The organism is Kaistella flava (ex Peng et al. 2021) (assembly GCF_015191005.1).
GTDB classification, from domain to species: domain Bacteria; phylum Bacteroidota; class Bacteroidia; order Flavobacteriales; family Weeksellaceae; genus Kaistella; species Kaistella flava.
This window is the reverse complement of sequence record NZ_CP040442.1, coordinates 121,573-139,945: the sequence shown is the minus strand read 5'-3', so window position 1 is coordinate 139,945 and position 18,373 is coordinate 121,573. Positions and strand designations below refer to the sequence as shown.

Genomic DNA, 18,373 nt, shown 5'->3' with positions numbered 1-18,373 from the left:
ACAAATATCCACATCCATTTTGCAATCTTTTGAGCTCCTTACACAGCCAAATTTCTTTTGTCTCTTTTACGGTATAAAAAATAAATTCCCAAGCCACTCAACAACAAAAATAATCCAAACGCAATCATCGAAATAATTTTCCCTTTTTCGATAACTGCTGGTGCGAAGATCATTTTAATCGAATGTTTTCCAGCAGGAACACAAACTGCTCTCAACAAATAATCTGCTTTGATGTATGGAACTTCTTTGTCATCAACAAACATCTTCCAACCTTTTGGATAATAGATTTCTGAGAAAACGGCTAACTGTGGCGTTTTCGACTGAGACGTAAATTCGAGTTCGTTGGCTTCGTATTTTTTCAAATCTAAAAAGGCGGTAGAATCTTGTTGGAGAGGTTTTCCTTCAAAATACTTCTCATCTGATTTTGAAATCACAGCAACCTTTTTATTATCAACAATTCCGATTTGATCCAGTTCTTCATTTGGAGTATCCACGAATTTTACTTCTGAAACAAACCAGGCATTCCCATTTGCATCAGCATTGGTAACTCCTTGAGGTTGTTCAGGAGATCCAAAAATCATATACTTAGTATTCAGCATATTTAGGATTCTTGGAACTTTTACGGTATCCATTTTTCCAAAATATTCATTGATTAAATCATCATATCTTCTCAATTTCACTGCGTGATAACCACCGATTGAAGATTTAAAATAAGAAGTATTGGTTTCATTAAATGCTCCTAAAACTTGATTATAAATTCGGTAATGACCTTTATCTTTTTCGGCAATGGTTTCCAACGTTTTGTTCATGTTGGTATTATCCAAAAGCGATTTTAAATTGGCATTATCGCCCACCTTCTGCATCAACAAATCTGAATTTTCTGTCTGGAAAGGATTTTCTGTAAATGATTTATCAATGAAATTATCGTTGTTTAAATACCTTTTATTCACGCTCCACAAATCAAAGAAACTCACCAACCCAATAATGATGATCGCAATATTTTGAGTGACTTTATTTTTTAAACTTAAAAATAAAACTCCAGCCGTAATTGCCACAAAGAGAATCGCTTTGAATGCATCAATACTGAACATTTTATATCTTTCATCAACCAAAAACTCCAATAGAAATGGCGGAAGATAAGTCTTTTCTGAAGGCGTATAAAATCCTAAAATCGACTTACCAAAAACCATTAGTAAAAGCGTAATTCCTAACACCGCAGAACTCACATAGATCAAAGTTTCCTTCTTGTAATCTTCTGTCAATATATTATCAGCAGAGGTTTCTGTCTTTTCATTTGAATTAAAGAAACGGTATAAACCAACAATCGCAATCAATGGAAATAGTAATTCTACAACAACTAAAATTGAACTTGGTGCTCTAAATTTATTATAGAAAGGAACGAAATCGATAAAGAAATCGGAGACGATCATGAAGTTACTTCCCCATGCCAAAAGAATGGTTAAAATTGATGCTCCTAAAACCCAATATCTGTATTTTTTCCAGGCAAAGAAAAAGCCTAAAACGGCCAGAAAACAAACTACCGCACCTTGATAAGCGGGCCCGGAAGTTCCGGGTTGGTCGCCCCAGTAAGTTAATGTTCCAAATCCTTTTGAGATTCTGTCCATTTCCTGTTGCGAACCTACATTTTCCTGAACCAATTGTTGCACTTTCGCCATCATTTTATCAGAACCTTCTTCATTGCTCGCACCACCCATCAAGCGTGGAATAAATAAATTCAAAGTTTCCAGTTTCCCGTAACTCCACATCAACATGCTCTCTTTATCCATTCCGGATTTATCGGCAGAATGTTTTTCGTTATCTAGAATCTGCTTTCCACGAACGGTTTCGGTGATATATTCTGAATTCGCCATAATCCGCTGAGAATTCATTCCAACTCCAAGCACAAATGCTAAAGCCAAAACTCCGGTTGAAATACCGAAATGTTTCCAATCTGTTTTTCCCTGAAAAGCACGAATCAATTCTGATAAGAATAAAAACGCCAACGCAATGAATAAATAATACGTCATCTGCGGGTGATTGGCTGCAATTTGCAAGCCCATAAAAAGTGCCGTTACAATAAATCCAACGACATATTTTTTGCGGATATAAACCAAAAGTATTCCCGCTAAAAGTGGTGCAAAATAAGCAACCGTGTGTATTTTACCATTATGTCCGGCTGCAAGTGCGATATAAAAATACGTTGAAAGTCCAAAAAAGGTCGCGCCTAAAAGTGCATATTTCCAGTTTCTGACTGCGACTAAACCTAAAAGAAAAAACCCTGAAAATAGCAGAAAAATATAGTTCGCCGGTTTCGGTAAAAAGTTCAGCAAATCATCAATTTTTTTAATAACATCACCTCGAAACTGCGCGCCCATTTGATAAGTGGGCATTCCGCCAAACATGGAATCGCTCCAATAGGTTTCTCTGCCATGTTCGGCACGGTAATCCAAAAGTTCTTTGGCTCCTCCTTTATACTGCACAATATCGTGCTGAAAAAGTTGCTTTCCAGTTAACACAGGATTGGCGTAAATCACAGCCAACAAAATGAAAACCACCAGGCTTCCGATAATGAAAATTAAGTTTTTGTTCTTTAACATCTTTAGGTTTATTATTGAGAAAAACCCTTTGACATTGCCAAAGGATTTTCAAATCTTTATTTTTCTTTAGGTTCTTTAACCTCTTCGTAATCTACTGTTTCAGCATCCCAATGGATTTTAGAATCCAGATTATTTTTGGATTTCTGCTGCGTTACATTCTCCTCATTTCTCGGCTGTGGAAATTTAAAAATTTTCTTGAAAAACATTCTTTTTAAAAAATTCCAAACAAAAAAAATGATTACGGTGCTTAGAATTAATTCTAATATATATTTCATTTCTTATTTTTGATAATGATAGATATTGTTTTAAAATTGTGAGTACAATTTTATTTCGAAGGATTCACAACAACAGTAGAATTCGATACCGATTTCATTGTTTGCGATTGTTTACCATCTGAAAGCGTTTCTGATTGCGTCGTTTTCACAGAGATGTTTTGGTTTTTTACCCAACCAGTTTTTTGATCCAAAGTAATTGTTCCGTTTTGTGCCAATTCAGAACTCATTGATCTGGTCACGCCTTCTTGAGTTTGTTTATCCGATTTTTTCGGAATTCCTCCCGCAACTGAAATTTCCGCGATTCCATTACCAACGCTTTTCAAAGTATAAGTCGTTGTTAATTTGATTTTTCCGTCTGGAGTTGCATTTTCACTTTCAGACCATTTATCGCCAATCTTAACTCCTTTTGCAGGAATCAAAACCAAGTTTTTCGTGAATTGATCTTTCAACATTTTCTCGTTGAAACTCTGTTTGAAACTATTGACAAAAGCAGTTTTGTCTTTCGCGTCTTTAATTGTTGATCCAACAGAAGCAGTAATTTTATTATAAACGGTATCGAAACCTGTAATAGAAATGACCTTTCCGGCTTCGTTCATTTTCAAATTCAATTTATTTCCAACCAAAGCCTTGTTCACTTTCCACATCATTTTCAACTGCTCATCTTTCGGCTCTGCTTGATTGGTATCGACTGCAACTGTTTTTCCATTGGCTGACTGAGAGTTTCTTTTTCCGGTTAAATTAATGGTGATGTCATAAATACCATCTTTGAAATCGTTAACCGTAAATGACATTTCGTCGGTCATTTCACTTGTGCCACTTTGCGTTTTACCATCAGGCGCGGTCATCGTTTGAACATCTTTTTGGAAAGTTACTAAAGGATAAGTTTGCCCTTTTTCTAATTGAAAAGTCTGTTTATAAACTCCTAAAGAATCTTTAATAGCAAAAACTTCGGCTTGAGATTTTTCAACCTTCGCTGAATCGGAATTGGTTACAGGAACTTCTACGGTGATTGTTTTTCCAGTTGCTGGATCCACTTTGGTTACGGTTTGAGTTTCTTTTTTACAGGCAACTAATGTTATAGCAAGAAGCGCGATGGCTGTGAATTTTTTCATTTACTGATTTTTCTGAATTTTATTTAAAGTCGTTTTTAAAATATTTTTAAATTTAAAAAACGAAATACAAATTTAAGGTAATTATTTCTGATGGATTCATACATTATAACAATTTTAACAGTCTGTCACTAATTAGAAAAAGTAACTGAATACCTTTTATCATTTCATAAAAAAAGTCGGCTTTAAAAACCGACTTCATCTTATATTTTAAAATTTATTTTTCAGATATTGCTTTTAAAGCGTTCAATCCGTCGCCATATGATTTATCCATTTTCCCGTCCATAAATAATTTCATTAAGTTCATCGGATAATCCAGTTCACAATCCATATCCCACGTTACTTTAGTCGAATTTCCTTCCGGCGTAAGGATAATATTAGAAGTAGCATCGCTTTCAAAAGGTTTAAAGAAAATTATCTTTGTAGATTGCTTTTGATTCGGAACTAATGCCGTAATTTCCTGGCAACCACTGCCGACCTCATCATTTCCTTCCCAGCAATATTTATCGCCAATTTGGCCAGGATTTCCGGAATAAGTTACTTTCAAATTCGGATCCAGTTTCATCCACGGATTCCATTGATTAATTGCTTTTGTGGAGTTAATCTGTGTATATACTTTTTCTACAGGAGCATTAATGATGATTGATTTCTCAAAATGATACGCTTTTCCCATTAACAACATCACGATGATAAGAATGGCAACAATCGCCAACAGAATTTTTAAGAATTTTTTCATGGTTTTTTAGAGTTTCAATTAATCAAATATAAAATTTATTTTTCAGTAAATTTGCTGTTCAATCTTAAAAAGATAAAATTTAATTATACTTCAATTAAAAATGCAAAATCCATTATTACAAACATTTACAACAAAATATCAATCCGCTCCTTTTAATGAAATTAAAGAAGAACATTTTCTTCCGGCTTTTCAGGAATTGATTACAGTTTCGGAAAAAGAAATCGATGAAATCGTTGGAAACCAAGAAGAACCAACTTTTGAAAACGTGATTGAAGCATTGGCTTTTTCAGGTGAAAAATTAGAAATTGTTTCTGGCATTTTCTTTAATTTAAATTCTGCCGAAACCAATGACGAAATTCAAAAAATCGCTCAGGAAGTTTCGCCACTTTTAACAGAATTCTCAGCGAAGATTTCTCAAAATCTGCCCCTTTTTGAAAAGATTAAAAAAGTCTTTGACGAAAAAGAAAAATACAACCTGAACGAAGAACAGCAAATGCTTCTAAATGAAACTTATAAAGGTTTTGTAAGAAGCGGCGCTTTGTTAAACGATACTGACAAAGAAAAGTTCAAAAATATCAGTATTGAATTATCAAAGAAATCACTTCAGTTTGGCCAAAATGTTTTAGCGGAAACGAATAACTATTTCAAACATATTACGGACGAAAAAGAACTGGCCGGAATTCCGGAAGCAATTTTAGAACAATACCGCGAAGAAGCGAAAGAGAGAAATCTCGAAGGTTTCGTGGTGACTTTGCAATATCCAAGTTTTCTTCCTTTAATGACTTACGCTGAAAACCGTGAATTGCGAAAAGAATTGGCGCTGGCAAATGGTAAAAAGTCTTTTCAGAATAATGAATTCGATAACCAGAATTTAATTAAAGAAATCATTTCTTTAAAACAGGAAAAAGCGAAACTTCTAGGTTACGAAAATTACGCAGATTACGTTCTGGAAGAAAGAATGGCGAAATCTCCCGTTCAAGTAAAATCATTTTTAAATGAACTTTTAGAGAAAGCAAAACCTTACGCTGAAAAGGAAATAGAAGAATTGAAAAAACTGGCAAAATTAGACGGAATCGAAGAAATGGAAAGTTACGATCATACTTTCTACGCTGAAAAATTACGCAAGCAAAAATTCGATATTGATGATGAGGAACTGAAACCTTATTTCCAGTTGGAGAAAGTTCAGGACGCTGTTTTCGGTTTGGCAAAAACGCTTTTCGGTTTAGAATTTAAAGAAACAACAGAAATTCAAAAATACAACGAAGAAGTAAAAACGTACGAGATTTTCGAAGACGGAAAATTCAAAGCCCTACTCTACGCTGATTATTTCCCAAGAAAAGGAAAAAGAGCCGGTGCCTGGATGACGAGTTTTAAAAGTCAATCCATTAAAAATGGGGAGAATAACCGTCCGCATATTTCGGTGGTTTGTAATTTCTCAAAACCAACTTCTGACACGCCAAGTTTATTGACTTTTCAGGAAGTGACGACGCTTTTCCATGAATTTGGTCACGCTTTACACGGAGTTTTAGCAAACACTACTTATCCGAATCTTTCAGGAACTTCTGTGAAATGGGATTTTGTGGAACTTCCTTCTCAGTTTTTAGAAAACTATTGTTACGAACCTGAATTCTTAAAAACGTTTGCGAAACATTATCAGACTGGCGAAGTTTTACCGAATGACAAAATTCAGAAAATATCGGATTCCAAGAATTTCATGGAAGGTTATCAAACTTTGAGACAAATCGGATTTGGACTTTTAGATATGGCTTATCATTCCGATCCGGAAAAAGTTGGTGACGTAAAAACCTTTGAAGTGGAAGAAACTAAAGCAACCAATCTTTATCCAAGCAATCCGGAAACCGTTATGAGTACAAGTTTCTCTCATATTTTCCAGGGTGGATATTCGGCGGGATATTATTCTTATAAATGGGCCGAAGTTTTAGATGCTGATGCTTTTCAATACTTTAAAGAAAACGGTATTTTCAATCCGGAAATCGCTGCGAAATATAAAATATTGCTTTCTTCAGGCGGAACAAAAGATCCGATGGAACTGTTTAAAAACTTCAGAGGAAGCGAGCCGAAAGTGGAGAGTTTACTGAAAAGAGCCTTTGGATAAAATGGAGAAAAAAGACAATAACATTCCTGCTGTTCGACTTTTACGGCATTCTTCAGGAGAAAGTTATTTTGAAAAGGGAAACATACAAACGGACTTGAAAATTAAGGCGACGGAATTCTGGTTTGCTAATGAAATTGATTCCTGGCAAGTAGGAACGCATATCGCGCCAAGAAAACAATTCGTAATCACGTTGAGTGGTAAATTAAAATTCACAACCAGCGATCATTTATCGTTTATTATCGAACCTGGAATTGTACTTTTAGCCGAAGATATCAATGGTGAAGGTCACACCTGGGAGATGATTGAAGGACATGAAAATTGGCATCGCATCTATATTCCAATAATAGATGAATCAGAAATTTACTTTATTAAGGATTAAATAAAATCATCTTTTAAAACACAAAAAAGGGTTTACTTGAATAGTAAACCCTTTTTTAATATTGTATTTCTAAATTTAATTTTTTTGATTCTTGACTGCTGCATTTCTGGCTTTCGTCAAAATAGGAATTGAAACAGCACCCAAAACCAACATGATTACCAATTGCATCGTGTGTGAGATAAATGCGTACGATAATCCCACTTCGCCACCTTCTTCAGGGTTTTTACCCATGGAAAGAAATAAGGCCATAATACCGAACTTTAAAGCCAAATGAAAAGCACCGATTCCGCCAGAAGCCGGAACCATCATTCCTAATGTTCCTACAACGATGATAAAGAAACCATCAGCAAAAGTAAACTGAGACGTTTCCGGTAGTGAAAAACAAACCAAATAAGCCGCTAAATAATAGCAAATCCATATTGCCAACGAATAAGCGATAAACTTCACTTTTTGCTTCATTTTAAAAATTGAAGTCAAACCGTCAACAATTCCTTTTGCGAAATTGAGCACTTTCTGATAAATAGAAAACTGCTCCAGTTTTTTTCTAAATATGAAAAACAAAATCGCTGCTAAGATCAAAATCCCACCAAAAATATAGATTGTTGAATTGGACGTTGTCGTTGCTGTTTTCCCCTTTTCCTCGGTGATATAAGAATAGAAAGCAAGGAATGCTTTGTATTTAAATATTAAGGTTAAACCTAAAAAGCCAACCATGCATATTAAGTCGATCACCCGCTCTAAGATAATTGTTCCAAAGGATTTTTCAACCGGAACTTTTTCCACTCCAAATAAAGCGGTCGCACGAGCCAGTTCACCACTTCGGGGAATGGTTAAATTCATTAAATATCCGAAAGAAATAGTCCAGAAAGAATTAGAGTTTGAGATTTGATAACCCATCGGTTCCAATAAAAGATTCCACCGAATTGCACGAAACCAGTATGCAAGAATTCCAAATATCGAAGCGATAAAAACCCAGAGATAATTGGCTTTCGCAAAATAGCCGGCGATTTTTTTAAACTCCATTCCTTTTAGCGCCAACCACATAAAAAGTGCAGCTATACCAAGAGAAATGGCAATCGTTAAAAAGGTTTTAAGAGGATTCGGTTTTTTGATTTGTTCCAAAGTAGGCGAAATTTTCAGAAATTACGTAAGAAGATTGGTCTGCTCATCTGGGAAAATAATTTTCGGCTGGAAGGTTTTTGCTTCTTCCGGCGTCATTTGAGCATAGGCCATTATAATGATGATGTCATTTTTCTGAACGCGTCGTGCGGCCGGACCGTTCAAACAGATTTCTCCAGATTTTCTTTTACCTTTTATCGCGTAAGTATCGAACCGTTCACCATTATTCACATTAACGATGTATACTCTTTCGCCCACGATAATTCCTGAGGCTTCGAGCAAATCTTCATCAATGGTGATGCTTCCTATATAATTAAGGTCTGATTCAGTAACGCGTACGCGATGGATCTTAGATTTAAAAATTTCAATTAACATGGCGCAAATTTAATTATTTTAATTAAAGGAATAAAATTAATTTTTCTTTATTGTCTTCAAACTTAATATCCATTAGCGATTAAACAATAAAAAGATGCTAAAAACCCATTTGTTTTAACAATAACATAATACCAATTTGGATTTACCACAAAATTCCATAATTCGTAATTACAATTAACAATATTTTTATTTCATAAAATAGCGACACGTATTGAGTTTGGCACGATAATATAACTTGCAAACATCGATTAAACGTAAAAATAGAGATTATAAACTTTCTCTACTATTCAAGAATTTTATTGAATATTGATTAAATTTTTGCAAATAATTTGCACAATATGAAAATTGTTTTATATTTGCTTTAACAATGAACTAACCTTAACTAATTAATATTATGAACAAGTCTGAATTAATCGACGCTATCGCAAAAGACGCGAACATTACAAAAGTTGCAGCAAAAGCTGCTCTTGAATCATTTATCTCTAACGTTACTGACACTTTGAAAGAAAAAGATGGTAAAGTTTCTTTAGTAGGATTCGGAACTTTCTCTGTAGCAGAAAGAGCTGCAAGACAAGGTATCAACCCAGCTACTAAAAAACCAATCAACATTGCTGCTAAAACAGTTGCAAAATTCAAAGCAGGTTCTGACTTAGCAGACGCTGTAATGGGTGGTAAGAAAAAATAATCAATCGATTATAATAAAAGAAAAGTCCCGATCATTCGGGACTTTTTTTATGGTGCTAAACGGGAAATCTTCCAGTCAAAATCTTCCTGTAATTCGTAGATGATTCTATCGTGAAGTCGATTTGGACGACCTTGCCAAAATTCGATCTCGTAAGGTTTAGCCAAATATCCACCCCAGCCTTCTGGTCTTGGAATTTCACTATTCTCAAATTCCTTTTCAAGATTCTTTAATTTCTTTTCCAGAAATTCGCGATTCGGAATTACTTGACTTTGTGGCGAAACTACTGCTCCGAGCTGACTTCCTTTCGGGCGGGAATGAAAATAACCATCACTTAAATTATCCGCTAATTTTTCTAAATCTGCTTTAATGATAATTTGACGTTCTAAATTGGGCCAGAAAAAGCTTAAACAGGCTTTATGATTACTTTCAATCGCCTTTCCTTTTCTACTGTCGTAATTGGTGTAAAAAATAAAACCTTCCCAAGTATATGATTTCAGCAAAACCATTCTGGTACGTGGACAGCCATCTTTTTCAAGGGTAGAAACTGCCATGGCATTGGCTTCAGAAATTTGAGGATTTTGCTCAGCCTCTAAAAACCAATCGCGAAACTGTTCCATTGGATTTTCTTTAATCTGACTTTCCAAAAGTTCGGCGCGGTCGTAGATTTTTCTTTTGTCGTGCAAGTTTTCCATTAAATTTTTATTACATTTGGTTAAAGGTTTTTTATTTAACCTGATTTATCAGATGAATTATTCTTACAAAGGTAAAATTTTAATTTCCACTCCCGATATTTCGGGGGACATATTCTCACGCTCTGTAGTTTTAATCGTTGATCATAATGAAAACGGTGCTTTTGGACTCATACTGAACAAGAAAAATGAAAATATGAGTTCACGATTGCTGGAAATATTCGAATTTCAAGTTACTGTTTATGAAGGCGGACCGGTCGAAAATGACAAGATCTTTTTCATTTGTAAAGGAAAGAAAGTTACAGAAGAATATTTAGCGATAGATGATGAATACTATCTTACTGAAGATATTGAAAATGTTGTTTCTTCAATTTTAGATTCACAAATTTCAATCAACGACGTTAAGGTATTTTCGGGATATTCAGGTTGGGCAGGTCAGCAGTTAGAAGGCGAAATCCTTCGTAAAATGTGGACTCCTGTTGATGTTTACAATTTAGATTACACTTCTCCGAATGATCAAAGTCTTTGGAAAAATATTATGCAAAATTTGGGTGGAGAATACCTCTTGTGGGCAAATTCTCCGGAAGATGTTTCGTTGAATTAGAAACCGATTTTGGGTGATGGATGGTAGATGATGGATGTTAGAGCTCTTTCTATGCACTAAATTTCAAAAAGAACGAAATTCGTTTCTACACGATATCGCTATTATTTTCGCCACGAATATACGACTGTCTTATAAAAATAGTGTTGCTTTCTTTTAAAATCTGCAATATTACAATATTAACAAAACTTTAATACCAGCACCTATAATTTAAAGATTTGAACAACGTTATAATTGTAATTAAAATCTAAAAACCCGGTTAATGACTTTCTTTAAAGGTTGTTAACTGGGTTTGTCAATTCTAAGCGAAACTGGCTTTCCATTGTTCTACCATTTCAGAAAAACGGTCTTTTCCAAAAGTTTTATTTCGGATTTTGGTAACAGGGAAAATTCCTTTGATATCAGAAATCATCAAGATCTCTTCAGCCTTTTGAGATTCGAACGCAATCATTTCTGACTCCTGAATCTGGGCTAAATTATTTTTATGAATAAAGGTGACGAAGTTCTCCAACAGAGGCGAAATATAAGCTCCTTCCGTAGTCTTTGGAATCTTAATCACTTTTCCTTCCAGGAATAATAAATTCCCGTAAATACTTCTGGCAATTCTTTTAGCTGGATTCAGAAAAATAACATCATCCAAATCATTTTCCTTCGCATAAATTTCAGCATAGATATTTTCCGGACAATGAACATGAATACTGCTTAAAACATTCGTATTCACATTAATTTCTTTAATCAAATCAAGTTCATAATCTCTTTGAATATTCAAAAGATCATCAACTTCATCTACCTCAAAATAATAAGAAATCCTACTTTTTGAAAGTACTTGTTCATCCGTATTTCGATAGACGAAAAACTGAATAATTCCATTTTTTATGCCTTCCTGCAAAACTTTTTCTGCAAATAGATTCTGGAAAAACTCCAACGTATAAGACAATGGAATCGCCATTCTCATTTTACGCATAGAGGCCATTAAATAGAAATAACACTCTTCCGCCATAATCAATTGCGACCCGCGGATAAAAAAAGAAACTTGCACCGCATCGCCATATAAAAAAGCACGGTTGTGTAATTGAGACTGCTCAGAAGCAAAAGATAATTTCACAATAATCAGGATTTTAGTAACAAAAAATGAACGATAAATCGTTCATTTTATATTTAGGTTAAAAAAATTAGGAAGCGCCTAATTTCAATTTTAAATTTTCGATTAAGTTTTCCCAGTACAAACGATTTTCTTCCTCATCGCCAGCATCACAGAAATCAGTAACATTCAACGCCAAATCATCCGTAATATCATCGATAACGATGGTCATTTCGAAATAATTTTTGGTCCCTTCATCCTCTTCCCATCGAAAACGCACAAAGCTTTCAGGCTTATAACGAATAAGCGTAGCTTTTTCCTCGGGGCCATTGCTCCAACTAAAATAGAAGTCATCTCCTTTTTCCACCACATCATCTGCAAACCACTCAGAAAGACCCTCTGCGCTAGCCATATATTCATACAATATCTCTGACTGACAGTGCATTGAAAATTCGTATTGCACTTTCGTTTTCGCCATATTATTACCTTTTTTTAATGTGTCGCAATATATAAATTAATTTCTAATATACGCAATATATTTGATGAAATAGTTTATGAGGATAAGAAGCATCACCATCTTGATTTCTTACAAAACCCGTCCCGCTGTCCGCTATATCAGCGATTCAGAAAAAACGGCTTTAAAATCATGACATATATCATCGCGGGATGTCGCTTCCATCGCGGCTAAAAGAAAGCTCGGTTTTTTTTTCGAAGAATTTTGGGTTACGTTTAAGTTACAGCTTTCCAATATTTATATTTTGATATTTTGTATAAGTTACAAAGTGAAGAAAAAGTAATGATAGTGGATTTGACCTAAATAAATATTTTTTAAAATTATGAGGAGTTGCGTATATTTGAGAGTTAGCAGAAATATTAAAAAATCACTATGAAACAAATAACAATTTTTCTAATTCTATTATTATCAATAAATGTTTTTGGACAAGAAAATAAATTATCTGATAAAGAAATTCAAGCGAAACTTGATTCAATCAAAAATGAAGGAAATTTACTTATTCATTAGAAAATGCTTCTTGGAATTCTACTGATATTATTCGTGAAAATAAAAAATTTCGAGATTTAGTAGGTTCGTATTTAACTTACAAATCCGCTGACTCTGTAAAAACAGTTTTTTTAAACAAAAGTGCAGACAAAGTAATCGCTGAATATCTTTTTGTAAACAATTCAAAAAAACCAATCAAACAGAACTTAAATGAACGGAATTTGAATGTATTAGAAAATGATTTGACGAATGTAAGAGAAAAATTAATTTCTCAATTGTCAAATCCAAAATATGAAATTGAAGTTCCACAAGGATTTAGTTTAAATTTAATTACTATTCCTTTTAATAAAAACTTTAAAACTTATTTAATTACTGGAGCAAATGAATCTGGTGTAATTCCTTTTGGAAATGACTATCTCTTCATAACAGATAAAGATGGAATCATTTTAGAAGAACAAAAATTCCATTCAAGATTAATTCCACAATATACATCAAGCGTGAATGGAGAAATGACAATGTCAACTCATAGTCATCTGAAAACGAATCCTTTCATTTCTGCAACAGATATTTGCACGTTCAAATTATATGCATCTTTTACAAAACTCGAAAAATTCTTTGTTTACTCTCCCGCTTTACAAACATATTTTGAATATAATATCAAAAAAGATACTTTAAAAAAGATAAAATCACCTCTTTAAAAATACTTCTGCTAAAATGGCATTTCTACAAGCGGGGTCAAATTAATAAGTTGAAGATTTTCGCTATTTTCACTATTTTCATTATATTCGAAAGTAGAAAGATTTGGCATTTTAAGCCCTGCCAACAGAAATACCCAACCGTTAGCTGTAACCGATAAATAATATACGAAAGATTCAAAATAATTATGAGCCAAAATAAAATTGAAATAATAGATTTTTCAGAAGATCAACAAGAAGCTATAAAAACGCTCAATTACGAATGGCTTGAAAAATATTTTCGGGTTGAAAAAAATGATGTTATTTCACTTTCAAATCCTAAAGAAGAGATTATTGATAAAGGAGGATTTATTTTTTATGCCAAATTAAATGATGAAATTGTTGGCACCGCTTCTTTATTAAAGAAAAGTGAAACAGTTTTTGAACTGGGAAAAATGGCGGTTGCAGAAAAGGCTCAGGGACATAAAATCGGTACTCTTTTATTGGAACATTGCATAAATTTCGCAAAAGAGAAACAAATGAAAACGCTCCTATTATATTCAAATACGCAATTAGAATCTGCTATTCATCTTTACAGAAAATACGGTTTTTCTGAAGTTGAACTGGAAAAAGGACTTTATGAAAGAGCAGATGTAAAAATGGAGAAACACCTTTTTTAAAATAGACTTTGACAGCTACAATAAAAACCTTTGTCCACAGCTATTTTCTATCATTTCACAAAAACCATTTCTAAAATAATTTGCAAGAATTACCAAAAATTGGTAACTTTGAATTAAATAATTTAAAAAAAATATTAAAAATGGGACGCAATACTTCAGTTTCTCTTGGTCACTATTTTGAGGACTTTGTTGATAGTAGAATTGCAGGAGGGCGATTTAAAAATGCCAGCGAGGTTATACGCGCAGGTTTGCGACTTCTTGAAGATGAAGAAAATAAAATTCAACTTTTAAAAAAAGCAATTCAGAATGGACTTGACAGTGGAATTGCAGAAAATTTCAATGCCAAAACTCATCTGCAAACCTTAAAGGAAAACAAATTAAATAATGGCTAATTATATTTTAACAAATAAAGCCGTTAAAGACCTTTCAAATATTTGGGATTACACTTATGAAGAATGGTCTGAAAATCAAGCCGACAAATATTACTCTGAATTGATTGCAGGTTGCGAATTACTTGCTGAAAATCCAAATCTGGGAAAGCACTATGAAGAAATAGACTTACTTATCTTCGGCTATTTAGTCAATAGGCATATCATTTTTTTTCAGAAAATTAACTCCAATGAAATTTTGATTGCAAGAATTTTACACGCCAGTTCTGATTTAAAAAATCGAATAACTGGATAAAAAAAACAACTAATACTGATCTTTAATTCCCGTTCAAAACATCAATTATAATCCCGCAACCTTCTCTAATTTCATCCAAAGAAATCGTCAATGGTGGCGAAATTCTTAAATATTCATTTCTGTATAATTGCCAGAAAACAATAAGTCCTTTTTCCATACACCGTTTTGCAACTTCTAAAGTGAAATCTGGTGAACCAAGATTCACTGCCAACATCAAGCCTTTTCCGTTAACATTTTTAATTTTAGGATGAACTAATAATTCACGGAATAAATTTTCTTTCTGCTGAATTTCATTCATTAAACCGCTTTCAAGTACTTCATGCAAAGTCGCATAACTTGCTGAGGCAATTAAAGGATTTCCACCAAAAGTTGTAATATGTCCCAATTTCGGAGAATGTGAAAGTGAATGCATTATTTCTTTGGAGCTCATAAAAGCACCAACCGGAACGCCACCGCCCATTCCTTTTCCCATCACGAGAATATCAGGAACCATTCCGAAATGTTCGAAAGCAAACAGTTTTCCTGTACGTCCAAATCCAGGCTGAATTTCATCGAGGATCAATAAGGCGCCAACTTCTTCACATCGCTTTTTTAGATTTCTAAAATAGTCTGAATCAGGAACTAAAAATCCCGCTGCTCCTTGAATGGTTTCGGCTAGAACACAAGCCGTCTTTTCAGTAATCTTTGAAAAATCATCTTGATTATTAAATTCAATAAAACTCACCATCGGCAAGAGCGGACGAAACTCACGCTTGTGATATTCATTCCCCGAAACCGATAAAGCACCGTGTGTATTTCCGTGGTAAGAATTGGTCATCGAAATGATTTCTTCTCTTCCCGTATAACGTTTTGCTAACTTCAAAGCGCCATCAATCGCTTCTGCTCCAGAGTTGACGAGGTAAGTTACTTCTAAAGGTTCTGGTGTCGCATCGGCTAATAGCTTGCACAATTTCACCGGCATTTCCTGAGCGTATTCGCCGTAAACCATCACGTGCAGATATTTTTCTGCCTGCGTTTTAATAGCTTCTACAATTTTCGGATGTGAATGTCCTAAAGTATTGGCAGAAACTCCAGCTACAAAATCCAGATATCTCTGTCCGTTTTTTCCGTAGATATAAGAACCCGCGGCTTTTTCTACTTCAAAGCCTGCAGCAAATTGGGTGGTTTGTGCTTGATATTTAAAAAAATCTGTTTGCATTTTGTGAAAATGTTTTATTACAATCTAGTGTTGCGCCCCGACTTGAGTGGAGCTCTTTTTGCGTAACGAAGAGCAGCAAAAAAGCGGGAACGGAAGGCGGAAAAAGGCGCCCAAATAAAAAAATTATTTCCGAACTCTCTTCGGTTTCTTAGCTTCTTCTTTCGCTTTCTCATCATCAATTGATTTCTGAGCAGCGTTGTAAAGAGCGTCGTCAGCTTCGTATTTCGTTTCTGGATAATTTGGTGTTTCTACGAAAATATCCTTCCAGGTATGAAGTCGGTCTTTGGTATTCCAGTTGAAATCTGGGAAAAATCTTTGTTCACGCGAAATTAAACTCATGGGATAAATCTCGGTATTGGCTCCGATATTACAGGAAATAATCTGAATTTTTCGATCTTCGAATTCAGCTTCAATTGTTCCACAAGTGGAAATTGCAACACCGATTCTCTCTTCTTGCTTGGTCTTCTCGTTTTGATCGTCGGCGTACGTAATTGATTGTGCGTTGCCGATCACTTTTGCCAGCGTGATTTCGTTATTCTTATAATAAACCGTCATCAATTTTCCTTTGACTTGGTTGAATTCATCTTTGTTATTTAAAGAATCTGCTTTGCTGATGGCGAAAGCATTTCCGATCACTCTTAAGGAATCTATGAACTCTTTTTCGGTATCAAAATAGGCTTCTATTTTATCTCCCGTTACTTGTTTCTCACCACTCCAGGCAATTGGTTTTCCGTCGAGATGCATGATTCCATCAGTTTCATTAAAACTTAAAGAATCTGCTCTAACCTGAATATTGGATTTGAACATTCTGGCTTTTTTATAAGCACGCAGGAAACTTTTTTTCTTGAGCGGATTTGATTCATCAACTTTCTGATAAGCCAAAATTCGGTCTGCCGAAAAGTACATTGAATCTTTTTCTAAAATCTTCACAGCGTAAGGTTTATCGGTCATCATTGCGGAATCTTTCTTTTCGTAGATTTCGCCGTAGCCACCTTTCATATAACGTTTTTCTAAAGGATCACGTAACGTAACATTTCCTTTTCCCGTTCCAAAACCAGTGATTTGGTTGAAGTATAAATCGTCGCCAGTTAAGATCTTTCCGTTATAATGAATCCTGGAATTTTTCTTTAAATAAACTTCCTTGGAATTCATATTGTAAGTTCCTTTCTCTGTATAAATAAGATTGCCTGGATTCTTTTTATTGGTAATGGTTGTAGCGCCGTTAAAAGTCGCGGTATTGGTATTTTGATTCTGAACTATATTCACACCTTCGACGGTGTATTCAGGATTATCGATTTTTACATTTCCGGTAAAATCAATGATTCTACTGTTCAAATCATAAGTCGCAACTTTGGTGAACATGACGTTTCCATCTTTGGTAATGGTACCGCCTGTATTGAAATAAGCCTTGTTTGAAAGTCGATCGTAGTAAAGAGTTTCGGTTTTAATAGTTTGTCCTGGATCGGTCAGCAATACATTTTTCCAGGCAATTCCTTTTTGGGTATTTCCGTCGTATTCCATTTCACCAGAAGTAATTACTGAACCGTCGGCATTTTGAAGTCTTACATTACCGATTGCTTTTACAAAATTCTGTTCCTGATAAAAGATAACTTCATCGGCAGTCAATACAGAACCTTGATGCGCAAACTGCACATTTCCAGAAAAATAAGGATTACCATCGTATTTATCTAAAGCTTTTTGAAAGAAATCGGAATGAATTAATTTCACCTTTTCTGTAGGAGCATTTTTTGGTGCATTGTTAAAAAAAGGATCTTTAACCAAAGCCTGATTAGGTTGGGTATTGATCTGCGCAAAAACATTGACAGTGATGAAGAGAAAAAAAACAAGAAGTCTTTTCATTAATCCTTTTTGGTTCCGTAAAAATAAAGTGAATGTGAATCAATATTTACGCCAAATGCTGCTTCAATTGACTCTTTAATCCCTTGAATTCTTGGGTCACAAAACTCGATGATTTCCTGAATTTCTTTATCGGAATCCTTTTTATAAATCACCAAATGGTCATGTTGTTTATCGAAGTATGATTTCTCGTAAGATGAAGAAGTCATCGTTTTTTCACCAAACTGATGCTTTCTAATTAAACCGGCATCTAAAAATATTTCGATGGTATTATAAATGGTCGCTTTGGAAACATGGTATTTCTTCTGCATCATCAATAGATACAAATCATCAACATTGAAGTGATGTTCCATATTATAAATTTCCTCCAAAATAGTATAGCGTTCTGGTGTATTTCTAAAACCTTTGCGCTGAAGATATTGTTTTAAAACCTCCTTAATTGTTGAAAGATTGAGTTCCTTTTGTTTAGCGTCCATTAAAAATTATTATGTGCAAATTTACCGAATTTTTTATTAACG

Annotated in this window: 21 protein-coding genes; 9 read left to right on the top strand and 12 right to left on the bottom strand. The window is 34.3% G+C overall.

The genetic code is table 11. From position 1 onward, the window contains the following. Positions 1-38: 38 nt before the first annotated feature. The 4 genes from Q73A0000_RS00610 to Q73A0000_RS00595 all read right to left on the bottom strand — a co-directional run bounded on the left by Q73A0000_RS00610 (position 39) and on the right by Q73A0000_RS00595 (position 4,717). Positions 39-2,597: a YfhO family protein gene (locus tag Q73A0000_RS00610; protein WP_193812163.1), complete on the bottom strand. Its 2,559-nt coding sequence runs from the start codon at positions 2,595-2,597 to the stop codon at positions 39-41. A 56-nt stretch (positions 2,598-2,653) separates the two neighbouring features. Continuing rightward, positions 2,654-2,872, bottom strand: a complete 219-nt coding sequence (locus Q73A0000_RS00605; RefSeq protein WP_193812162.1) for a hypothetical protein — start codon at positions 2,870-2,872, stop codon at positions 2,654-2,656. A gap of 50 nt (positions 2,873-2,922) precedes the next feature. After that, positions 2,923-3,984, bottom strand: coding sequence for a DUF6263 family protein (locus Q73A0000_RS00600; protein WP_193812161.1), 1,062 nt, complete (start codon positions 3,982-3,984; stop codon positions 2,923-2,925). A gap of 214 nt (positions 3,985-4,198) precedes the next feature. Next, the gene (locus Q73A0000_RS00595; RefSeq protein ID WP_193812160.1) at positions 4,199-4,717 is read right to left on the bottom strand and encodes an SRPBCC family protein; all 519 of its coding nucleotides are present in this window, start codon (positions 4,715-4,717) and stop codon (positions 4,199-4,201) included. A 100-nt stretch (positions 4,718-4,817) separates the two neighbouring features. On the opposite strand from Q73A0000_RS00595, the gene Q73A0000_RS00590 reads away from it, so the two are divergent. Together Q73A0000_RS00590 and Q73A0000_RS00585 are read left to right on the top strand one after the other, a co-directional pair. Then, positions 4,818-6,833, top strand: coding sequence for a M3 family metallopeptidase (locus Q73A0000_RS00590; RefSeq protein ID WP_193812159.1), 2,016 nt, complete (start codon positions 4,818-4,820; stop codon positions 6,831-6,833). A 1-nt stretch (position 6,834) separates the two neighbouring features. Next, complete coding sequence (locus Q73A0000_RS00585) at positions 6,835-7,212, top strand: hypothetical protein (RefSeq protein WP_193812158.1); 378 nt, start codon at positions 6,835-6,837, stop codon at positions 7,210-7,212. Positions 7,213-7,287: 75 nt separating this feature from the next. On the opposite strand, the gene Q73A0000_RS00580 is transcribed toward Q73A0000_RS00585, so the two are convergent. Both Q73A0000_RS00580 and panD read right to left on the bottom strand, forming a co-directional pair. After that, positions 7,288-8,256, bottom strand: coding sequence for a lysylphosphatidylglycerol synthase transmembrane domain-containing protein (locus Q73A0000_RS00580; RefSeq protein ID WP_410504136.1), 969 nt, complete (start codon positions 8,254-8,256; stop codon positions 7,288-7,290). A gap of 99 nt (positions 8,257-8,355) precedes the next feature. Continuing rightward, a complete protein-coding gene (gene panD / locus Q73A0000_RS00575; protein ID WP_193812156.1) occupies positions 8,356-8,706 on the bottom strand; it encodes an aspartate 1-decarboxylase in 351 nt (116 codons plus the stop codon). 394 nt (positions 8,707-9,100) lie between these two features. Between panD and Q73A0000_RS00570 the strand changes: the two genes are divergently transcribed. After that, positions 9,101-9,391, top strand: a complete 291-nt coding sequence (locus tag Q73A0000_RS00570; protein ID WP_193812155.1) for an HU family DNA-binding protein — start codon at positions 9,101-9,103, stop codon at positions 9,389-9,391. A gap of 47 nt (positions 9,392-9,438) precedes the next feature. Here the strand turns inward: Q73A0000_RS00570 and pdxH are convergent, their stop codons facing one another. Further along, positions 9,439-10,083, bottom strand: a complete 645-nt coding sequence (pdxH, locus tag Q73A0000_RS00565) for a pyridoxamine 5'-phosphate oxidase (protein WP_193812154.1) — start codon at positions 10,081-10,083, stop codon at positions 9,439-9,441. Positions 10,084-10,135: 52 nt separating this feature from the next. Between pdxH and Q73A0000_RS00560 the strand changes: the two genes are divergently transcribed. Then, positions 10,136-10,684 carry a YqgE/AlgH family protein gene (locus tag Q73A0000_RS00560; protein WP_193812153.1) on the top strand — a complete coding sequence of 183 codons (549 nt, stop codon included), beginning with the start codon at positions 10,136-10,138 and terminating at the stop codon, positions 10,682-10,684. A gap of 298 nt (positions 10,685-10,982) precedes the next feature. Here Q73A0000_RS00560 and Q73A0000_RS00555 read toward each other — a convergent pair whose 3' ends face one another. Further along, complete coding sequence (locus Q73A0000_RS00555) at positions 10,983-11,786, bottom strand: aminotransferase class IV (protein ID WP_244140771.1); 804 nt, start codon at positions 11,784-11,786, stop codon at positions 10,983-10,985. Between the two features lie 67 nt (positions 11,787-11,853). Beyond that, a complete protein-coding gene (locus Q73A0000_RS00550; protein WP_193812152.1) occupies positions 11,854-12,240 on the bottom strand; it encodes an START-like domain-containing protein in 387 nt (128 codons plus the stop codon). Positions 12,241-12,648: 408 nt separating this feature from the next. On the opposite strand from Q73A0000_RS00550, the gene Q73A0000_RS17065 reads away from it, so the two are divergent. The 5 genes from Q73A0000_RS17065 to Q73A0000_RS00530 all read left to right on the top strand — a co-directional run bounded on the left by Q73A0000_RS17065 (position 12,649) and on the right by Q73A0000_RS00530 (position 14,800). After that, positions 12,649-12,783, top strand: a complete 135-nt coding sequence (locus Q73A0000_RS17065; RefSeq protein ID WP_262892925.1) for a hypothetical protein — start codon at positions 12,649-12,651, stop codon at positions 12,781-12,783. A gap of 200 nt (positions 12,784-12,983) precedes the next feature. Further along, positions 12,984-13,460, top strand: a complete 477-nt coding sequence (locus Q73A0000_RS00545) for a hypothetical protein (protein WP_193812151.1) — start codon at positions 12,984-12,986, stop codon at positions 13,458-13,460. A 185-nt stretch (positions 13,461-13,645) separates the two neighbouring features. Continuing rightward, positions 13,646-14,116, top strand: coding sequence for a GNAT family N-acetyltransferase (locus Q73A0000_RS00540; protein ID WP_193812150.1), 471 nt, complete (start codon positions 13,646-13,648; stop codon positions 14,114-14,116). Positions 14,117-14,256: 140 nt separating this feature from the next. After that, complete coding sequence (locus tag Q73A0000_RS00535) at positions 14,257-14,508, top strand: type II toxin-antitoxin system ParD family antitoxin (protein ID WP_193813616.1); 252 nt, start codon at positions 14,257-14,259, stop codon at positions 14,506-14,508. After that, the gene (locus Q73A0000_RS00530) at positions 14,501-14,800 is read left to right on the top strand and encodes a type II toxin-antitoxin system RelE/ParE family toxin (protein ID WP_193812149.1); all 300 of its coding nucleotides are present in this window, start codon (positions 14,501-14,503) and stop codon (positions 14,798-14,800) included. The genes Q73A0000_RS00535 and Q73A0000_RS00530 overlap by 8 nt, the downstream gene beginning before the upstream one ends. A 22-nt stretch (positions 14,801-14,822) precedes the next feature. Here Q73A0000_RS00530 and Q73A0000_RS00525 read toward each other — a convergent pair whose 3' ends face one another. The 3 genes from Q73A0000_RS00525 to Q73A0000_RS00515 all read right to left on the bottom strand — a co-directional run bounded on the left by Q73A0000_RS00525 (position 14,823) and on the right by Q73A0000_RS00515 (position 18,331). Further along, the gene (locus tag Q73A0000_RS00525; RefSeq protein ID WP_193812148.1) at positions 14,823-15,998 is read right to left on the bottom strand and encodes an aspartate aminotransferase family protein; all 1,176 of its coding nucleotides are present in this window, start codon (positions 15,996-15,998) and stop codon (positions 14,823-14,825) included. A gap of 123 nt (positions 15,999-16,121) precedes the next feature. Then, entirely contained in the window at positions 16,122-17,858 is a 1,737-nt protein-coding gene (locus Q73A0000_RS00520; RefSeq protein WP_193812147.1) for an OstA-like protein, read from the bottom strand. Further along, positions 17,858-18,331: a Fur family transcriptional regulator gene (locus tag Q73A0000_RS00515; RefSeq protein ID WP_193812146.1), complete on the bottom strand. Its 474-nt coding sequence runs from the start codon at positions 18,329-18,331 to the stop codon at positions 17,858-17,860. The genes Q73A0000_RS00520 and Q73A0000_RS00515 overlap by 1 nt, the downstream gene beginning before the upstream one ends. Between the last annotated feature and the right edge of the window lie 42 nt (positions 18,332-18,373).

Bases quoted from the DNA above. Each gene is read 5' to 3' on its own strand.
- Q73A0000_RS00590 (WP_193812159.1), top strand. From the start codon at position 4,818: ATGCAAAATCCATTATTACAAACATTTACAACAAAATATCAATCCGCT.
- Q73A0000_RS00525 (WP_193812148.1), bottom strand. From the start codon at position 15,998: ATGCAAACAGATTTTTTTAAATATCAAGCACAAACCACCCAATTTGCT.
- pdxH (WP_193812154.1), bottom strand. From the start codon at position 10,083: ATGGAAAACTTGCACGACAAAAGAAAAATCTACGACCGCGCCGAACTT.
- Q73A0000_RS00515 (WP_193812146.1), bottom strand. From the start codon at position 18,331: ATGGACGCTAAACAAAAGGAACTCAATCTTTCAACAATTAAGGAGGTT.
- Q73A0000_RS00550 (WP_193812152.1), bottom strand. From the start codon at position 12,240: ATGGCGAAAACGAAAGTGCAATACGAATTTTCAATGCACTGTCAGTCA.
- Q73A0000_RS00530 (WP_193812149.1), top strand. From the start codon at position 14,501: ATGGCTAATTATATTTTAACAAATAAAGCCGTTAAAGACCTTTCAAAT.
- Q73A0000_RS00605 (WP_193812162.1), bottom strand. From the start codon at position 2,872: ATGAAATATATATTAGAATTAATTCTAAGCACCGTAATCATTTTTTTT.
- Q73A0000_RS00580 (WP_410504136.1), bottom strand. From the start codon at position 8,256: ATGTGGTTGGCGCTAAAAGGAATGGAGTTTAAAAAAATCGCCGGCTAT.
- Q73A0000_RS00540 (WP_193812150.1), top strand. From the start codon at position 13,646: ATGAGCCAAAATAAAATTGAAATAATAGATTTTTCAGAAGATCAACAA.
- panD (WP_193812156.1), bottom strand. From the start codon at position 8,706: ATGTTAATTGAAATTTTTAAATCTAAGATCCATCGCGTACGCGTTACT.
- Q73A0000_RS00600 (WP_193812161.1), bottom strand. From the start codon at position 3,984: ATGAAAAAATTCACAGCCATCGCGCTTCTTGCTATAACATTAGTTGCC.
- Q73A0000_RS17065 (WP_262892925.1), top strand. From the start codon at position 12,649: ATGAAACAAATAACAATTTTTCTAATTCTATTATTATCAATAAATGTT.
- Q73A0000_RS00585 (WP_193812158.1), top strand. From the start codon at position 6,835: ATGGAGAAAAAAGACAATAACATTCCTGCTGTTCGACTTTTACGGCAT.
- Q73A0000_RS00560 (WP_193812153.1), top strand. From the start codon at position 10,136: ATGAATTATTCTTACAAAGGTAAAATTTTAATTTCCACTCCCGATATT.
- Q73A0000_RS00570 (WP_193812155.1), top strand. From the start codon at position 9,101: ATGAACAAGTCTGAATTAATCGACGCTATCGCAAAAGACGCGAACATT.
- Q73A0000_RS00520 (WP_193812147.1), bottom strand. From the start codon at position 17,858: ATGAAAAGACTTCTTGTTTTTTTTCTCTTCATCACTGTCAATGTTTTT.
- Q73A0000_RS00610 (WP_193812163.1), bottom strand. From the start codon at position 2,597: ATGTTAAAGAACAAAAACTTAATTTTCATTATCGGAAGCCTGGTGGTT.
- Q73A0000_RS00535 (WP_193813616.1), top strand. From the start codon at position 14,257: ATGGGACGCAATACTTCAGTTTCTCTTGGTCACTATTTTGAGGACTTT.
- Q73A0000_RS00595 (WP_193812160.1), bottom strand. From the start codon at position 4,717: ATGAAAAAATTCTTAAAAATTCTGTTGGCGATTGTTGCCATTCTTATC.